A 16646-nucleotide genomic window follows, 5' to 3' on the forward strand; every position below is an offset into this window, starting at 1 on the left:
TGGCTGTACCCAATCTTTTACTTATTTCATTGTTCTACATTTGTGAATAGAGGCTTAGAAAAACTCACTCTATTTTCTCCCTCACTTTTTTAGCATTTGGATTGTCTAAATCATAGTCATTCAGTATCTTAGTATAAAAATCTGTTAAATCCGGATCTCCTAAAATCCTGCCAACCTGTCCGTTGTCAATGGCAATTTTCAAGAGAGTTTCTACTTCGTCATCACTCCAATTATCAAATTTCGACAATCTTTTTATGATACCATGCGTTTGCAAAAAATTCGTACTATCATCTAACTCACTGATAAGTTCTTTCTTTTCTAAAGAATAGTCTTCTTTTATGTTACCATCGACCTGTGATTTCATTTCAGATTCCAGACCATAATGAATTCTCTGGAGTTGCTCGTTATAAACGGTTTTATCAATGATTAATTTGACTAGCTTATCGAGTTCTGAGCCGACACTGTAATCCGCTGAAGCATAATAACTAATTCTGTTATCTCTCATCATTTTGTAGACTTTGGTTTTATCTTTTTTATCTGGATTATAAACACCAATAGAATACCCATCTTTAGAGTTAACTAATTTCATACAAGGAATATCTGTGTCACTGTCACCAATGTAAACCATATTTCGGAACGGAACTCTTATGTTTTCAGGAGCAAAATAATCATTTACCGCTTGGTCATTAACATTCAAGACACCTTTTGATATTCTAAATAAAAATTGAGTTTTATTGGTATAGTTTACGACCTGTGCAGGCCAAACTGCAACTCCTTTATCATTACAATAAAATGATGTTGCGTATATTTTTTCAAACTCTCCTGCAATACTTGTCCCTTCAATCATCTCTTTCAAACCTGATGAAATAATATAGTGCTCAATTTTTACACCTTTTTGCAGGCCATAAGCATTAATTCTACCGAACCATTCCTCAACACCAGGAAATAACTTAACTTTTGAACCATGGTTTGCTAGTTCATGTTTAGTGAAGAGAACCTTACCTTCCGCTTCCTCCTTCATAGTAAGCATATAGGCAAGATTTTGATCCATATCATTTTCAGTTGCTCTTCCATTTGATTTTGTCCAAAATTCATTAACATCAAAGCCAATGGATTGAATATACCCCTGAGCCTGCATATCATCAGGTGACAAGGTTTTATCAAAGTCATAGCAAATAGCAATAACTGGTAAATCGTTCTTCTCTTTCAAAGTCATATATTACCTCTCTTTTTAAACAAACATTTCCTGCAAGAGTTTTTTCTTCAAAGTTTCAAGCTCTGCAATTTTGGTTTGCTGAGAAGCGATTAAGTCGTCAAGATTGGCGAAGAAAGCACCGATGGCACGTTGTTCAGTTAATGTTGGAACAAACAATGTTAGTTCTTCAACAGATGAATAGTTAACATAAATTTGAGTCCCTCCCTGTACTATCTTTTTCACCTTTTCTCGAAACGGTCCATTCAAACTAACATAAGCGAAAAATGAGTCAAATTCACTAGAGGGAGAAATAATCTCAGTTCGTTGATTAACTACAAAAACTCCTTCATGTTCAATATGTAAACATCGTCCAATAATTGTACCATTTGATGTTTTATCATTTAATACCATTGTCAATTCACCTTTGTGAACAATTCTGCTGTCAGTCACTTCATTTGAAATTGCTCTAATATTTTGATCGAAATATTTGTTGTCTACTCCATAACTTCCAATAGATATAACTTTATAAATACCTTTCTCATCAAAAAATTTTTCTATAGCTGTTCCTCCACGATGAGTTGAGAGATTTTTCAACTTCTTCTCCTCCCACTCGCCATCAAATCCATCTAAGCGGATTTCAGGCGTAGTCTGTCCTGCCTTTGGAAACATCTTGGACAGCATGGTCGCCTTAAAGGCTTGATAGTTGGCCAAATTATCCTTATAGGCAGATAACAGCTCGTCAAGCGTTTGGAAGAGAGTGCCGATCGCGGATTGTTCGGGGAGGGAGGGGAAATTAACAATTGCATTCTTTATATCATTTGAACTAATTGATTCAAACGTTGACCCTGTACTATATTTATTCCAGAATCCTGAAATATTCAATTTATCAAGCAAGTGGTAAATATAATTATTTCCTTTGATAGCTGCTACTCCGCGGCCAATTACCACTGGAAATTTCGTTATACCGACATCTCCAACTGGTGCTCTAACACTAAGAATAATATCGCCCGATTCTGCAGTCTTAGTAACTTGTGTTGTCCACACACGTGGAAAAACTTTCTTATCTTTTAAGTCAGCATTTCCTTGAACAAGAACATAGTCGTTAGGATTATTGGTATAATTCTGAGAATCTGGTGACTGTCCCATTATAACTGTTGCTTTATTACTAAGAATCTCTTGTTCCCATTCATTATCAAAACTTTTGAATCTTAGTTTTGGTATATTTTTCCTATTCATTATATTCCTCTTTTATTGGCTATCTAAATATCTTTTTAATTTTTTTCTTAACTCTGAGTCCATTTGAGACTCTTCCTTTTGTTTTTGCAAAGAATTAAATTTATAATCTAAATCATTTTTGAAAATCAGAGTGTAGTATAATGCAATTTGAATAGCGGATCCAAAAAGAGCTACAAAAACTATAAACAAAAAATATATATACCACTCATTTAAAAGACTGAAAATAATTTTATTTACGAACGATAATAATACAATTGAAAAACTAGATAAAAAACCATGATTTATCATCCGTATTAACTTTTTAAAATCTTTTAAAGAAAAATTTGTCAGAAATGAATCAACATTAGCTGATGTTAAAAATGTATATAGAGAGAAGTATATTCCAATAAATACAGTAGAAATTGTTACTAAATTCGAATTATTCGTATAAGAAATATCCTTAAACCATTGATAAAAATTGTTAAAGCTATTTGATATTTTAAAAAATAAAATAGTTACTGTAATAGAAAGAATGATTATCAACCAAAAGAATCGATCTATAAACCTAATTAATTTTGACAAGCGATGACATCCTTTCTAAAATTTTATTATTCAATTGTATTTGAAACTCTATAGTCAAAGTCGGAATCACTGCAAATCGTCAAATTACCATACTTTAAGTACTCATTATCTTTATCTGCATTTCTATCATCATAATAGTGCTCTGTCATTAAATTAGCCAACATCTCAAAACTAGAATATCTTTGAGTGGTTTTTTCGGTTACATGAAAACCATCAAATTTAAGATCGATTTCTTCGATGCTATGAGTTCTCGGATTTTTAAATTTTACTTTAGCAGATTTTAAATTTTTATCAGAAACATTCATTAATTTTAATATTTTATCAATCTTAGACACATTCATTTCACGTTTAAATCTACCTTTTTTAAACATTACTGTCGTAGTATTTATATCTAATTGATTAGATACTTCAATTAAATTACCAAATAATTTTTCTAAAAGAGTTTTATTCTGTTGATCAATATCAGGAAATAAATTTGACAGTTGGAATGCTTCATTATGTATAGTAACCGTTAGTGATTTGATACTTTCTGAAGCTGGTATTAAATCTCTTAAAGTTTCTCTAGTTATAGCCTCAAAACGAATTTTAAATTTATTATCATTTATTAATGGCTTTAAAAAACTTTCGAAGTATTCTTCAACCTGTTTTATTGTAGGCCCCAAAAATTTATTTTCCATTAAAAATAAATGTGAAGAGGGAATTAAGAGACATAAACTAGGTTCAAATAAATCACCATCAATTTTTTTTAATTCTTCCTCACCAATTTTACCTTCATATGGCTTATCTGTACGATATTTTCCTAACCAAAAACTTCTATTTTGCGTTAAAAATTCATGATTTTCTTTTGTTGTTCCGTCAATATTCTTACCAATTAGAGGTTGTCTTACCGTATGTAAAAATAATATATTTTGACTACCTAACTTAACCGTTCGCTCCACCGGATTTCTTTCACTCAGATAATCAATTAACTTTGACAAATCATAATTTGTTTTTTCCCCATTTTTATATAGAAAAACATTGTAATATTGAATTTTCATAAACTCTTTCCTTAATAATACTTACGCATTTTAATTTTATGCTTAATTATAGGCATATAAAATGAACATACCTTAAAAGATCGAAATCGAGATATCCAAACTGAACTCGCCTACGACTCTGTGGAAAAAGATAAAGTCTCCTAGATGCCTGCTGCATCAGCGTCAACTTTCCTATTTTTCTTTGAGTCGCTTAACGGTCTTTGTATCTTGATAACTGAACACAAACCTAATTCCTTCGGAAAAAAGATGACTTGTCTTGTTTGCAAGCAAACAGTGCCAATTCCCTATTTTTCAGTCAGGAATTTTCGCTAAAGCGAACCGGTTCTTTGTATCTTGAGTTACCTTCTCCCTCTCAGTGGTTCGATGACTTCTTCGATGAGTTTGGTGTAGTCTTTTTTGATTTGGATTTTGTATTTGAGGGGGTTAAGTGCTTCGGCCACTTCCGTTTTGTAATCTTTGTAGCGCTGGCTGCTGCTGAGTTCGCTTTCTCCCAGCTGCTTATCGGATCCTTTGCGGTAGTGCTTGACCAGATAGAGAAGCTGATCGTAGCCCATATACCATTTCTTAGCCAGTTTGCGGACCTCATTGTCAATAACTGATTCAATCATCTGGTCTAGAATATTGGCAATAGATTTGCCGCGATAACTTTCAGGGTCCATCTGAATTTCCAACCAAAGGTTGGCAATGATTTGGGCCAGCCCTGAATTGGTCTTGGAGAGATTAGCGATATAGCTGTCCACAGTTTCAATATCCTTAGTGCTCAGCTCTTTGCTTTCCCCGTCTGATTGAGGAATGAAGGCTTGTATCAGAGAAATAATGTACTCGTAGTTGATATCATCGACATGGACAGATTCTAATTCATACATAACATCAATCGGTTCATCACCGTTGTCTCCGTCTTCTCTGCGGCGCCTGATTTCATCAATGACATTTTGGTAAGTGCCAGTGTAACTTTCGATGAGCTCTTGATTCAGGCCTGTTTCCGCAAAGACTTGCTCTTGATTATACTCTGAATAAACTTGGATGGAGGCAAAGTATTTGTCAAATTCCTGATACGCTTTGGCAAATTTCTTGAGCAGCTCAGTGCTGGCGTTGGCGATATCGATGCCTAAATCGGGTTCATCCGAGATATGAGTTTGGAGATTGGCTAATTTTTCATCAAAGTTAGCGCGCTCTTCCGGCCATTCAGGAGCTAGGACGTCATTTTCGCCGCCGTTGGAATACAGGCGTAGGGCATTGTCTACAGCATCCTTGAAAAGATGAGGGGTCTGGAAGGTGATGATTTGCCCGTACTTTTTGGGGCCATCAAAGATACGATTGGTTCGGCTAAAGGCCTGTATTAAATCTTGAGGCTGCATAGGTTTGCGGTCGATGAAAATGGTCGAGAGGCAAGGCGCATCAAAGCCTGTTAAGAGACGGTTGACCACGATAACCAGATCCAGCTGTTCCTCACGAAAGAGGTACTTATCTTTCTTACGGGCTAAGCGGTCATTGACATCGCTGTTGAAGGCCCTAAGTTCAGATATAGTATAGTGGGTACCAAAGTTTTGGTTATAATCATCAATGGCAAGCTTCATCTTGTCTTGGTTGAGGGTCGAATCCTCATTATTTTCCGTCACAGAGTAGGTGATGGTCACCTTGGGAAAATCAGGCAGGACCTGTTTCACACGCTCTGAAATGGTAACGGACGTTTTTCCTTCCTTGACCCGCTTGATGAGGTCATAATATTTCTGCGCCATGGCAATGGATTTGACTGTCAAAATCGCAGCATAAGTCTTTCCGACACCATTTTGAAAGCCCAGTTGGCCTCGGGATTGATTGATGATAGCGTCCAAGACTGTCAGCATGTGGTCTTCAGATTCATAGATCTCATCGGGAATATCTTCTTCTGGCCTGTCGGTAATCAAGGTGTTTTTATAGTCAATGCGAAAGCCTAGAACTGCTTTATCATGAATGGCTTCTTTGACCGTGTATTCATGCAGCCGTGAACCGTATTGCTGCTGCGTTGTTTGGGCCAAATCACCGACTTGCCTGCGTTTGTTTTCTACAAAAATCGGTGTTCCTGTAAAGCCATACCAAAGACTGTTGATAAAAAATTTGGAAATAGTTTTTTGAGCCAGAGGGGTGACGGCGCGATGGCATTCATCCACAACAAAAGCAACATGAAGCTGTTTGATTTTACTGGCTTCACGCTTGTATTTGCCTTCTTCTATTTTGCGCAACATAGTGTTTATTTTTTGAATGGTTGTCACCACCACACGCCTATCATCAGCCGATAGGCGTTTCACTAATTGCTGGGTATTGTCCGTTTCATCAATGTCAACGATATCGTTAGCAGCATAGGAGAGAAAGCTTGATGTAGTTTGCTGGTCAAGATCTCGTCTGTCCACCACAAAAATGGTCTTTTGAATGGATGGGATCTGCAAAAGATTGCGGGCTACTTTGTAGGAGGTCAGGGTTTTGCCCGAACCTGTTGTGTGCCAGACATAGCCTGATTGTTGGTGTTTGCTGGCTGTCTGAATAGCTTCAATCGCATGAATCTGATAAGGCCGCAGCAGAATCAAGGCCTTCTTAGCATCGTCGATAATTGAATATTGCATGACCATTTGATGGGCACGCGGGATGGTCAGGACCTGATCGGCAAAAGCGAAAAGGTCAATGACTGGCTGATTATCTTTGTCCACCCACTTGGTCAGAAATTGATCATTGAGCTTGTTTTCCTTAGCAGCTGCAATATAGCGGGTTTCAGTTATGTTTGATGCTACAAACATTTGCAGGCTGGCATAGATGCCGCGGAATTTTTCTTCTCGATCGTACTTAACGATTTGGCGAAAGGCATCCATAAAGGGATGTTGATGATTTTTGAGTTCAATCTGAATCATAGGCAGACCATTGATGAGGAGCGTCACATCTAAACGCCTGTCTTGGTCGGCCGGAGAGATTTTAGGCCGTTCCACCTGATTGACAATCTCATATGATGAAGTTCCGCCTGCAATATTATCGCGCCAAATGACAGAAAGGCGTATCGTACCAAGACTGACGTCTTCACGTTGGACTTGAACCTTGGCGATACCGTTTTCCCCTGCTAGCCATTTGGCGGCTTCATAATAATTGACAAAGTTGAGCTGATTTTTAATCTGAGCTTTTTCCTGTTCGGTCAGAGGGACATCATTTAAAACAGCAACATTATTTTGCGCTAGTTTGGCAAAAAAATTATCCCAAAGCATTGCTTCTATTTTCAAATCACCCCGATAAGTCCATGGACTTTCACCTGATGAGAGCTGATCAATCAACTGTTTTTCAAATTTAGTTTCACCTGTGTATTGCATTTGGCTGGCTTCCTAATCTAAATCTATAATTCTATTTTTCATTATAGCATATGTTGAATGCCTCTATTCACAATTTCTAATAAAAAAATGATAAAAATGATTTAAAAACAGCGATAACGAACAGGGCTTAAGGCTAAGGAAATCGAGTGTGTTTATCTTCATATGATTAAGAAATAAAAAGATAGCCTGAGAAAAACCGTGGAAAAGTTTGAAAAATTGACGGTAGAATATTCCTTGTAAAAGCCGTGTTTTTTAAGGATAATAGTAATGATTATGATACAATGAATCTGATTGTATCAAGGGAGGTAAAAATGAGGACATATGAGGATAAAGATCAACTTAAGGAAGAAGTATTAAGGTCATATAAAAAGTATATTGCTGAATTTGATGACATTCCCGAAGATTTGAAAGATTTAAGAATCGAAGAGGTTGACAGGACACCGGCGGAGAATCTAGCTTATCAGGTTGGATGGACTACTCTATTATTAAAATGGGAATCAGATGAACTTAAGGGGCTAGAAGTTAAAACACCTACTGAAACATTTAAGTGGAATCAACTTGGGGAGCTCTATCAGTATTTTACTGACACCTATGCTGGTTTAACAATTAAAGAACTCACAGTTCTGCTTAGTAGCAATGTGTATGCTATATGTGACATGATTGATTCAATGGGGGAAGACGTTTTATTTAAACCTCATATGCGCAAATGGGCTGATGGAGCAACCAAGAATGCGGTCTGGGAAGTTTATAAGTTTATTCACATTAATACTGTAGCTCCTTTTGGAACATTCAGAACTAAGATTCGTAAGTGGAAGAAAATTGTTTTAAAATAATGCCATTAAAATTAAGAAAGCATGATGATATAGAAGTGCGGTTCAGAAGATGCCTGAACAGGGAGATAATGCTAAGCAGACAATGCCATTTCAAGCAAGAAAAAAGCCTAGAAACTATTGTTTCACAGGCTTTTCTTTTAATGTCTTATTTCACTTCAGTAAAAATCACGTGTTTGCGCAATTTTGGTGAGTATTTTTTCAGCTGAAGACGGTCCGGAGTGTTACGTTTGTTTTTAGAAGTCAGATACAAGCGTTCGCCGGATTCTTTGTGTTCAAGTGTTATATTGACGCGCATACGGTTTCCTTTCTATTTATTCAGCTGTTTTAGCTTTGGCGATTTGACGTCCTTTGTAGTAGCCCTTGAGGGATACACGGTGTGAACGTGAGTAATCTCCGGTTGTTTCGTCAAATTTTACAACTGGAGCTGTCAGTTTGTAGTGTGTCCGACGTTTATTTTTTTTCGCTTTTGATGTGCGACGTGCAGGTACTGCCATTTTCTTTATTCTTCCTTTCGAATGGTTTCTTTGATTTTCATCAACTTTAATATAATAGCACATCTTTTTTGTAAAGTAAAGTTACTTGACAGATTTTTTAGAAAAATAGCTCCGCTATTTTATAAAAACATGTTAAAATAGAGAAGACTAGGAATAAAGGAATTTAATTATGCAGTTACAAAAACCAAAGGGCACACAGGATATTCTGCCTGCAGACAGTGCTAAGTGGCAGTATGTTGAGGCAGTTGCGCGTGAAACCTTTAAAAAATATCATTATGGCGAAATTAGGACACCGATATTTGAACATTATGAGGTTATCAGCCGTTCGGTCGGCGACACAACTGATATTGTGACCAAAGAGATGTATGATTTCTATGATAAGGGAGAGCGCCACATTACGCTGCGTCCGGAAGGGACAGCGCCTGTTGTGCGTTCTTATGTGGAAAATAAGCTCTTTGCTCCGGAAGTGCAAAAACCGGTCAAGATGTATTATATGGGTCCGATGTTCCGCTATGAACGTCCGCAGGCAGGCCGCCTGCGCGAATTTCACCAAATCGGGGTGGAGTGCTTTGGCTCTAAAAATCCGGCAACTGATGTGGAGACAATTGCTATGGCTTATCAGCTTTTCAGCGCATTGGGTGTCAAGGATGTGACCCTGCATCTTAACAGTCTTGGGAATACTGCCAGCCGTGCAGCTTACCGTCAGGCCTTGATTGATTATTTGACGCCCATGCGTGACAGCTTGTCAAAAGACAGCCAGCGCCGCTTGGAGGAAAATCCGCTGCGTGTTCTGGATTCTAAGGAGGAAGAAGATCAGGCTGCAGTTGCTCATGCGCCCTCCATTCTTGATTATCTTGATGAAGAGTCGCAGGTGCATTTTGCTGCTGTGTGCGAAATGCTTGAAGGGCTTGCTATCTCTTATGTGATTGATACGAATATGGTACGCGGTCTTGATTACTACAATCACACGATTTTTGAGTTTATGGCCAAAGTCGGGAAATCTGAGCTGACTATCTGTGCCGGAGGGCGTTATGATGGCTTGGTTGACTATTTTGGAGGACCTGAAACCGCTGGTTTTGGTTTTGGTCTTGGTCTGGAGCGTTTACTGCTTATTCTTGATAAACAAGGCACTGAGCTCCCTGTTGAAGAGAACTTAGATGTTTACATTGCAGTTTTGGGTGAAAAAGCTAACGGCAAAGCTTTGGAATTGGTTCAGGCACTTCGCAGGCAGGGCTTCTCAGCTGAACGCGACTATCTGGGACGTAAGATTAAGGCGCAGTTCAAGTCGGCTGATAGCTTTAGGGCAGCGGCTGTTATTACTTTGGGGGAAACTGAAGTAGAGACAGGACAGATTACAATTAAAAACAATGCCACACGCAAAGAAGTCAGAGCAAGTTTTGAGGATCTAGTCACTGATTTTGCGGCTATTTTCGAAAAGGTACTCTCCTAAGGGGAATCGATTTTGTAACTAAAAGGGCCTAGGCCCTTTTTTCATGAAACAAAACCCCGTTTTCTGCTGTTCTAAAAGAGCTGGGGTCTTTTGCCAATTCTTTCGAGAGCACGCTCTGGCCTTTATATGCTACAATAGAGGAGCAGTCAAGAAAGGATTTGAGAAGATGAAAAAAATTTATGAGCGCTTTGACACTCTTAGTGATGCTATCATTGCTATCATTATGACAATCTTGGTTTTGGGGATTTCAGCGCCGGAGACTGCAGAGGAACTTCCCGACTTTATGAAAGAAGTCAGCCTCTATCTGATCAGCTTTATACTTTTAATTAATGTGTGGTACCGCAGGACAAAACTAACACTCATCTCTCCCATTTACTAAACTGGAAGCTTTTGTTGCAGATGTTGGCCTGCATGCTCTTTTAACCCTTTTCCCTCTGGCTATTAAAATGTTGGTTACTTATGCTAATCCTTTGCTGTCCGTCTTGTTTTTCGGTGTACTGAATCTGCTGGTGATGTGTTTTTTAAATGCTATTCCGATTATTGAGTTGGGGCATCACTGGGTCAAGGGGGATTTTTCTGAAAAGATCCACCGTTTCTACCATCGCCGCCTCCTTCTCACTTTTGCCTCACACCTTATAGTATTAGTGCTAGCCTGCTGTTTCAGCCGGGTAGGTGTTTATGTTTATCTGCTGCTTCCTCTGGTGGATTTCTGGGCTAACTATAATCGTGATAAAGGCCTGAACACTATCTTGAATAATAAAGAGGAACTGCGGCAGGTGCTTTCAAAGAAGCTGCGGCTGCAGAAAGAGAAAAGTTAAGCCTGCCACTGTCAAAAAACTTAAAAAACTCCCCTGCATGGGTGGGGTTTTTGTCTGCATTCTGCTATAATAGTAGAAGTGAAAAATGTAGCGATGAAAGGAATGGAGCTCTGACAAGTCGGTCAGTTAAGTTCGCTCTGGGATATTAACTATGGAACGTTCGATGTATGCAGGCCGTGTTCGCAGTAAGCACATTGGCCGTCAAATCACCCTAAAAGGCTGGGTTAACCGCCGCCGCGATTTGGGAGGACTGATTTTTATTGATCTGCGGGACCGTGAAGGCCTTATGCAGCTGGTTGTCAATCCTAAAGAAGCTCCTGTTGCAGTGGTTGCAGAAGCCGAAAAACTCCGCAGTGAATTTGTCATTGAAGTGACTGGTACTGTTGAAGCGCGGGAACAGGCGAATGACAATCTGCCGACAGGATCTGTTGAACTGAAGGTAGAAGCTCTTACCATCCTCAGTGAAGCTCGAACAACACCGTTTGAAATCAAGGATGGTGTGGATGTGAGCGATGATAACCGTCTGCGCTATCGCTATCTTGATCTTCGTCGTCCTGAAATGCTGGAAAATTTTAAGCTGCGGGCAAGGGTGACACATTCTATACGGAATTATCTGGACAGCCTTGAATTTCTTGATGTTGAGACGCCGATGCTGACAAGGTCAACGCCTGAAGGGGCACGGGATTACTTGGTGCCGAGCCGTGTTAGTCAGGGGCATTTCTACGCTTTGCCGCAAAGTCCGCAAATTATCAAACAATTGCTGATGAATGCTGGTTTTGACCGTTATTATCAAATTGTCAAATGCTTCCGCGATGAGGATCTCCGCGGAGATCGCCAGCCTGAGTTTACGCAGGTGGACTTAGAGACATCATTTTTGACTGAAGAGGAAATTCAGGAGATCACTGAAGGAATGATTGCTAAAGTCATGAAAGATGTCAAGGGGATTGATGTGGCGCTGCCCTTTCCGCGTATGACTTATGATGACGCTATGAATAAATATGGCTCTGATAAGCCGGATACACGCTTTGACATGCTTTTACAAGACGTGACAGAACTTGTCAAAGGACTTGATTTCAAAGTATTCTCAGAAGCCCCTGCCATCAAGGCGATTGTTGTCAGAGATAAGGCCGATCAGTATTCCCGTAAAGATATTGACAAGCTGACAGACTTTGCTAAGCAGTTTGGAGCCAAGGGTCTTGCTTGGGTAAAAAGTGCAGATGGGACCTTTACAGGCTCTATTGCCAAGTTTTTAGGCTCAGCCAAGGATAAGTTGACAGAAGCTTTACAGCTTGCAGATAATGATTTGGTGCTTTTTGTAGCTGATAAGCTCAATGTTGTCAATGATACTCTCGGTGCCTTGCGAGTCCGTATAGCTAAAGAACTTGACATGGTTGACAAGTCCAAGTTTAATTTTCTCTGGGTCATAGACTGGCCGATGTTTGAGTGGTCAGAAGAAGAGGGACGCTATATGTCAGCTCACCACCCTTTCACTCTGCCGACAGAAGATTCTGCCCAAGAACTTGAAGGAGACCTGGCAAAAGTGCGTGCTATCGCCTATGATATTGTTTTGAACGGCTATGAGCTGGGCGGCGGAAGTCTGCGTATCAACCAGAAAGATATGCAGGAACGAATGTTTAAAGCACTTGGATTTTCAGAAGAATCCTTCAGACAGCAGTTCGGTTTTCTGCTGGAAGCAATGGATTATGGTTTTCCGCCGCATGGCGGTCTGGCTATCGGTCTCGACCGTTTTGTCATGCTGCTGGCAGGTAAGGATAATATCCGCGAAGTTATCGCCTTTCCTAAGAATAACAGGGCTGCTGATCCCCTGACACAGGCCCCGAGTTCTGTTTCAGAAGACCAGCTTAAAGAACTTGCCCTAAACATTAATTACCATGAAGATGAATAAAAAGGTTTATTTGCAAAGGTTTCATTTCCTTATTAATAAATGGGCCAAAAAAGGCGGAATTTTTAAGACGCTGCAGAGTATTTCACGGGAAAAATATACCGAGAAGCTTTCCGCTGCCTTGCTTTACGGCTTGCTCTCCAGTATTGCAGTCAACTTTTTCTTTCAGCCCGGACATGTTTACTCCAGCGGGGCGACTGGGCTGGCTCAGGTTATTTCTGCTCTAAGCGGACGGCTGACTGGTTATGCTGTCCCAGTTGCTGTCAGTTTTTATGCTATCAATATCCCTCTCCTTTTATTAGCTTGGCGGAAGATTGGTCATAAATTTACTGTTTTTACTTTTTTTACGGTAACCTTTAGTGCTTTGCTTATTCAGCTGATGCCCATTGTTGTTCTGACGGAGGATCCTCTGCTTAATGCTGTTTTTGGCGGCTTAATCATGGGTCTAGGAGTGGGCTATGGTCTGCGGACTAATATTTCCAGCGGGGGAACCGATATTGTTAGCCTTCTGATTCGAAAAAAGACGGGGCGGGACGTCGGGAGTATCTCCTTATTAATCAATGGTCTGATTATGATTTTTGCCGGCCTTCTTTTTGGCTGGCAGTACGCCCTATACTCTATGGTAACGATTTTTGTGTCCAGCCGTGTTACGGATGCCGTTTTTACCAAGCAGAAAAAAATGCAGGCCATGATTATTACCAATCGGCCGGAGCAGGTGACTCAGAAAATCCACCGCAGACTCAATCGCGGTGTGACCAGTATCAATGATGCTGAAGGAACCTATAATCATGAGAAAAAAGCCGTTTTAATCACCATTATTACGCGGGCTGAATACCAGGATTTTAAACATCTTATGGACAAAGCTGATCCTGATGCATTTGTTTCCATTGCTGAAAATGTTAAAATTATGGGACGTTTTGTGGATGATTAGCAGGCGGCTTTAAGCCTTCGTAAATGATAGTTAGAATAGTTTAGCAGCAGACTGCCAGCCTTTTTTGAGCAGTCGGGAAAGCAGGTTTATCCAGCTCTTAAGCGTAACAGTGGGGCTGGTTTTTGTGTGTTTATAAAAAATTGATAAAAATTATAGAGCAGGAGGTGGATATGAAGAGAATTCGAAATTTATTTGTCATTGCTTTAGGTGTTGCTATTTACACGTTTGGTTTTGTCAAATTGAATATGGCCTACCGACTGGCAGAGGGGGGTGTTGCTGGGGTAACACTGATTGTGCACTCTTTATGGGGGATCAATCCTGCCTACTCAGCTTTCCTTTTCAATTTGCCGCTTTTTATTATTGGGACTAGAGTTCTGGGCAGAAAAGCACTGACCTTAACCATTTACGGGACTCTGCTGATGTCTTTTTTTATGTGGTTTTGGCAGCAGATTCCTTTGGAGATTGTACTGGAGCACGATATGATGTTGGTGGCGGTTGTTGCCGGTTTATTCTCCGGAGCAGGGAGCGGACTTGTTTTTCGCTATGGTGCCACAACTGGAGGGACTGATATCATAGGGCGTCTTCTTGAAGAGAAAATGGGATTCAAGCTCGCTCAAACCCTACTTTTTATTGACGCTCTGGTTCTCACTGCTTCTCTGGTTTATATTGATTTGCAGCATATGCTTTACACTTTGATTGCCAGTTTTGTCTTCAGTCAAGTGCTGACCATCGTTCAAAATGGCGGTTACTCTGTCCGAGGCATGATTATTATCACCAGCCGATCTACAGAGGCTGCAGAAGCTATTCTTCAGGAAATTAACCGAGGCGTGACATACTTGCAGGGGCAGGGGGCCTACTCCGGTCAGGAGCGAAAAGTCCTTTATGTGGTTCTCAACCCTGGGGAGGTCAGAAGTGTTAGGGCTATCTTAGCACGTTTAGATCCGGATGCCTTTATTTCCATTATTGATGTTGATGAAGTCATTAGTTCAGATTTTAAAATCCGAAGACGGCGTTATGAACGATAAGGGTGTCTTGAGTAAAAAAACAGAGCAAAGCGTATTATCACGCTTTGCTCTGTTTGTTAATGGGAAAGCAATAAAAAGGAAATCCCCTATATTTACATCTCATTTGGCGCTTCAACTCCAAGCAAACGCAGCGCTTCTTTGAGCACAGTGGCTGTTGCATAGCAAAGAGCAAGCCGGCTGTCACGTTCAGCATCTTCTGCAATAATACGGGTGTGGGCATAGTATTTATTGAAACTTTGAGCTAAATGAATAGCATGTTTAGCAATGAGGGAAGGCTCAAATCGATCTGCTGCACGACTGATGACATCAGGGAATGCCTGAATCAGTTTAACGATATCCCAGCTTTCTTTATCATTAAGGCTGTAGGTGGCAGCAGCATTTGGTGAAAAGGCGGCTTTTCGCAGGATAGATTGGATGCGGGCATGAGCATACTGAACGTAAGGGCCGGTTTCACCTTCAAAGGAAACCATTGCTTCCAAATCAAAATCATAGCCATTCATTCGGTCGGATTTCAAGTCATAAAACTTAATGGCTCCTACTCCAACAGCATGAGCAACAGCGTCTTTATTAGCAAGATCAGGATTTTTAGCATTGATTTGGTCTGCTGCCCGTTTGATGGCTTCAGCAAGGGTTGGTTCCAAAAGGATAATATTTCCTTTACGTGTGGACAGCTTTTTGCCGCCTTTAGTCACTAAACCAAATGGAACGTAAACAATATCATCAGCCCAGTCATAGCCCATTTCTTTAAGAATGGCCTTGAGCTGTTTGAAATGAGCAGCTTGTTCATTTCCGACTACATAAATCGATTTAGCAAATTGGTACTGACGTTTGCGGTAGAGGGCTGTTGCTAAATCGCGTGTGATGTAGAGTGTAGCACCGTCGGATTTTTTAATAAGGGCAGGGTGCTCCATTCCATATTTTTCAAGGTTTACGACCTGTGCTCCCTGAGACTCTTGAAGCAGTCCTTTAGCAGTCAGGAGGTCAATGATTTCCGCCATTTTATCATTATAGAAAGCTTCACCGTTATAACTATCAAAAGTGACTCCCAGCTGGTCATAAAGGTGGCTGAATTCAAGCAGGCTCTCTTCTCGGAACCACTGCCAAAGTTCCAGGGCTTCTTCATCTCCGGCTTCCAGTTTGCGGAACCATTCACGCGCCTGGTCATCCAGCTCAGGATGGTTTTGAACTTCAGCATTGATACGGACATAGAGTTCAAGCAGTTCTTTGATAGGATGGGCCTTCACAGCCTCTTCCTGTCCCCATTTTTTATAAGCTAAAATAAGCAGTCCGAACTGCTTGCCCCAGTCACCCAAGTGATTGATTTTAATGGTTTGGTAGCCCAACTTTTGAAAAATCATTGACAGGCTGTCTCCGATAACCGTAGAGCGCAGATGTCCGATTGAAAAGGGTTTGGCAATGTTGGGGCTGGACATATCGATTGTCACACTGCGCCCTTCTCCAAGATCTTGCCGGCCATAATCAGAACCTTGTGAGATAACCTGCGCGATAAGATCCGCTGAAAGCTTATTTTTGTTTAAAAAGAAATTGATATAAGGGCCTACAGCTTCGACTTTTTCAAAATGTTCGGAATCAATTTTTTCAGCAATCTCTGAAGCAATCATCTGAGGCGCTTTACGCCAGCTTTTAGCCAAAGTAAAGGCTGGGAAAGCCCAGTCTCCCATATCGGAATTTTTTGGAATCTCCAGTAAATTTGTGATAGCAGACAGCTCTAAATCAGGAACGGCCTCTTTAATTTTTTCGGCGATCAGATATTTTGTATCCATCTAGCATTTCTCCTCAAATAAGTAGTCACATTATTTTAACACAAAACTTG

Annotated in this window: 15 protein-coding genes; 7 read left to right on the top strand and 8 right to left on the bottom strand. The window is 40.2% G+C overall.

Features of this window, described 5'->3' with window-relative positions:
* Nucleotides 1-64: 64 nt before the first annotated feature.
* The 5 genes from AB3329_RS06225 to AB3329_RS06245 form a co-directional block, all read right to left on the bottom strand.
* Nucleotides 65-1216, bottom strand: coding sequence for an HAD family hydrolase (locus tag AB3329_RS06225; RefSeq protein WP_368394908.1), 1152 nt, complete (start codon nt 1214-1216; stop codon nt 65-67).
* 15 nt (nt 1217-1231) lie between these two features.
* Nucleotides 1232-2431, bottom strand: a complete 1200-nt coding sequence (locus AB3329_RS06230; protein WP_368394909.1) for a restriction endonuclease subunit S — start codon at nt 2429-2431, stop codon at nt 1232-1234.
* A 12-nt stretch (nt 2432-2443) separates the two neighbouring features.
* Nucleotides 2444-2992 carry a hypothetical protein gene (locus tag AB3329_RS06235; RefSeq protein WP_368394910.1) on the bottom strand — a complete coding sequence of 183 codons (549 nt, stop codon included), beginning with the start codon at nt 2990-2992 and terminating at the stop codon, nt 2444-2446.
* 26 nt (nt 2993-3018) lie between these two features.
* Nucleotides 3019-4029: a DUF6731 family protein gene (locus AB3329_RS06240; RefSeq protein ID WP_368394911.1), complete on the bottom strand. Its 1011-nt coding sequence runs from the start codon at nt 4027-4029 to the stop codon at nt 3019-3021.
* Between the two features lie 338 nt (nt 4030-4367).
* Nucleotides 4368-7358, bottom strand: coding sequence for a type I restriction endonuclease subunit R (locus AB3329_RS06245; RefSeq protein WP_368394912.1), 2991 nt, complete (start codon nt 7356-7358; stop codon nt 4368-4370).
* A 311-nt stretch (nt 7359-7669) separates the two neighbouring features.
* Here AB3329_RS06245 and AB3329_RS06250 point away from each other — a divergent pair, with 311 nt between their 5' ends.
* A complete protein-coding gene (locus tag AB3329_RS06250; RefSeq protein WP_368394913.1) occupies nt 7670-8191 on the top strand; it encodes a ClbS/DfsB family four-helix bundle protein in 522 nt (173 codons plus the stop codon).
* Nucleotides 8192-8336: 145 nt separating this feature from the next.
* Here AB3329_RS06250 and rpmG read toward each other — a convergent pair whose 3' ends face one another.
* Both rpmG and rpmF read right to left on the bottom strand, forming a co-directional pair.
* Nucleotides 8337-8486 (bottom strand): 50S ribosomal protein L33, encoded by a 150-nt coding sequence (gene rpmG / locus AB3329_RS06255; RefSeq protein WP_002262412.1) that lies wholly within the window; start codon nt 8484-8486, stop codon nt 8337-8339.
* 16 nt (nt 8487-8502) lie between these two features.
* The gene (rpmF, locus tag AB3329_RS06260; protein WP_067064562.1) at nt 8503-8685 is read right to left on the bottom strand and encodes a 50S ribosomal protein L32; all 183 of its coding nucleotides are present in this window, start codon (nt 8683-8685) and stop codon (nt 8503-8505) included.
* A 169-nt stretch (nt 8686-8854) separates the two neighbouring features.
* On the opposite strand from rpmF, the gene hisS reads away from it, so the two are divergent.
* The 6 genes from hisS (at nt 8855) to AB3329_RS06290 (ending at nt 14812) form a co-directional block, all read left to right on the top strand.
* Nucleotides 8855-10135: a histidine--tRNA ligase gene (gene hisS / locus AB3329_RS06265; protein WP_368394916.1), complete on the top strand. Its 1281-nt coding sequence runs from the start codon at nt 8855-8857 to the stop codon at nt 10133-10135.
* Nucleotides 10136-10301: 166 nt separating this feature from the next.
* The gene (locus AB3329_RS06270; protein WP_368394918.1) at nt 10302-10514 is read left to right on the top strand and encodes a TMEM175 family protein; all 213 of its coding nucleotides are present in this window, start codon (nt 10302-10304) and stop codon (nt 10512-10514) included.
* Nucleotides 10515-10581: 67 nt separating this feature from the next.
* A complete protein-coding gene (locus AB3329_RS06275) occupies nt 10582-10953 on the top strand; it encodes a hypothetical protein (protein WP_368394920.1) in 372 nt (123 codons plus the stop codon).
* A 151-nt stretch (nt 10954-11104) separates the two neighbouring features.
* Nucleotides 11105-12859 carry an aspartate--tRNA ligase gene (gene aspS / locus AB3329_RS06280; protein WP_368394921.1) on the top strand — a complete coding sequence of 585 codons (1755 nt, stop codon included), beginning with the start codon at nt 11105-11107 and terminating at the stop codon, nt 12857-12859.
* On the top strand, nt 12852-13787 hold the full coding sequence (locus AB3329_RS06285; protein ID WP_368394922.1) for a YitT family protein: 936 nt from the start codon (nt 12852-12854) through the stop codon (nt 13785-13787). Before aspS ends, AB3329_RS06285 begins: the two co-directional genes overlap by 8 nt.
* A gap of 170 nt (nt 13788-13957) precedes the next feature.
* The gene (locus tag AB3329_RS06290; RefSeq protein ID WP_368394923.1) at nt 13958-14812 is read left to right on the top strand and encodes a YitT family protein; all 855 of its coding nucleotides are present in this window, start codon (nt 13958-13960) and stop codon (nt 14810-14812) included.
* A 92-nt stretch (nt 14813-14904) separates the two neighbouring features.
* Here the strand turns inward: AB3329_RS06290 and argS are convergent, their stop codons facing one another.
* Nucleotides 14905-16596, bottom strand: coding sequence for an arginine--tRNA ligase (argS, locus tag AB3329_RS06295; RefSeq protein ID WP_368394924.1), 1692 nt, complete (start codon nt 16594-16596; stop codon nt 14905-14907).
* Nucleotides 16597-16646: the final 50 nt, after the last annotated feature.

The sequence above is a fragment of the Streptococcus huangxiaojuni genome (assembly GCF_040930515.1).
GTDB lineage: Bacteria > Bacillota > Bacilli > Lactobacillales > Streptococcaceae > Streptococcus > Streptococcus huangxiaojuni.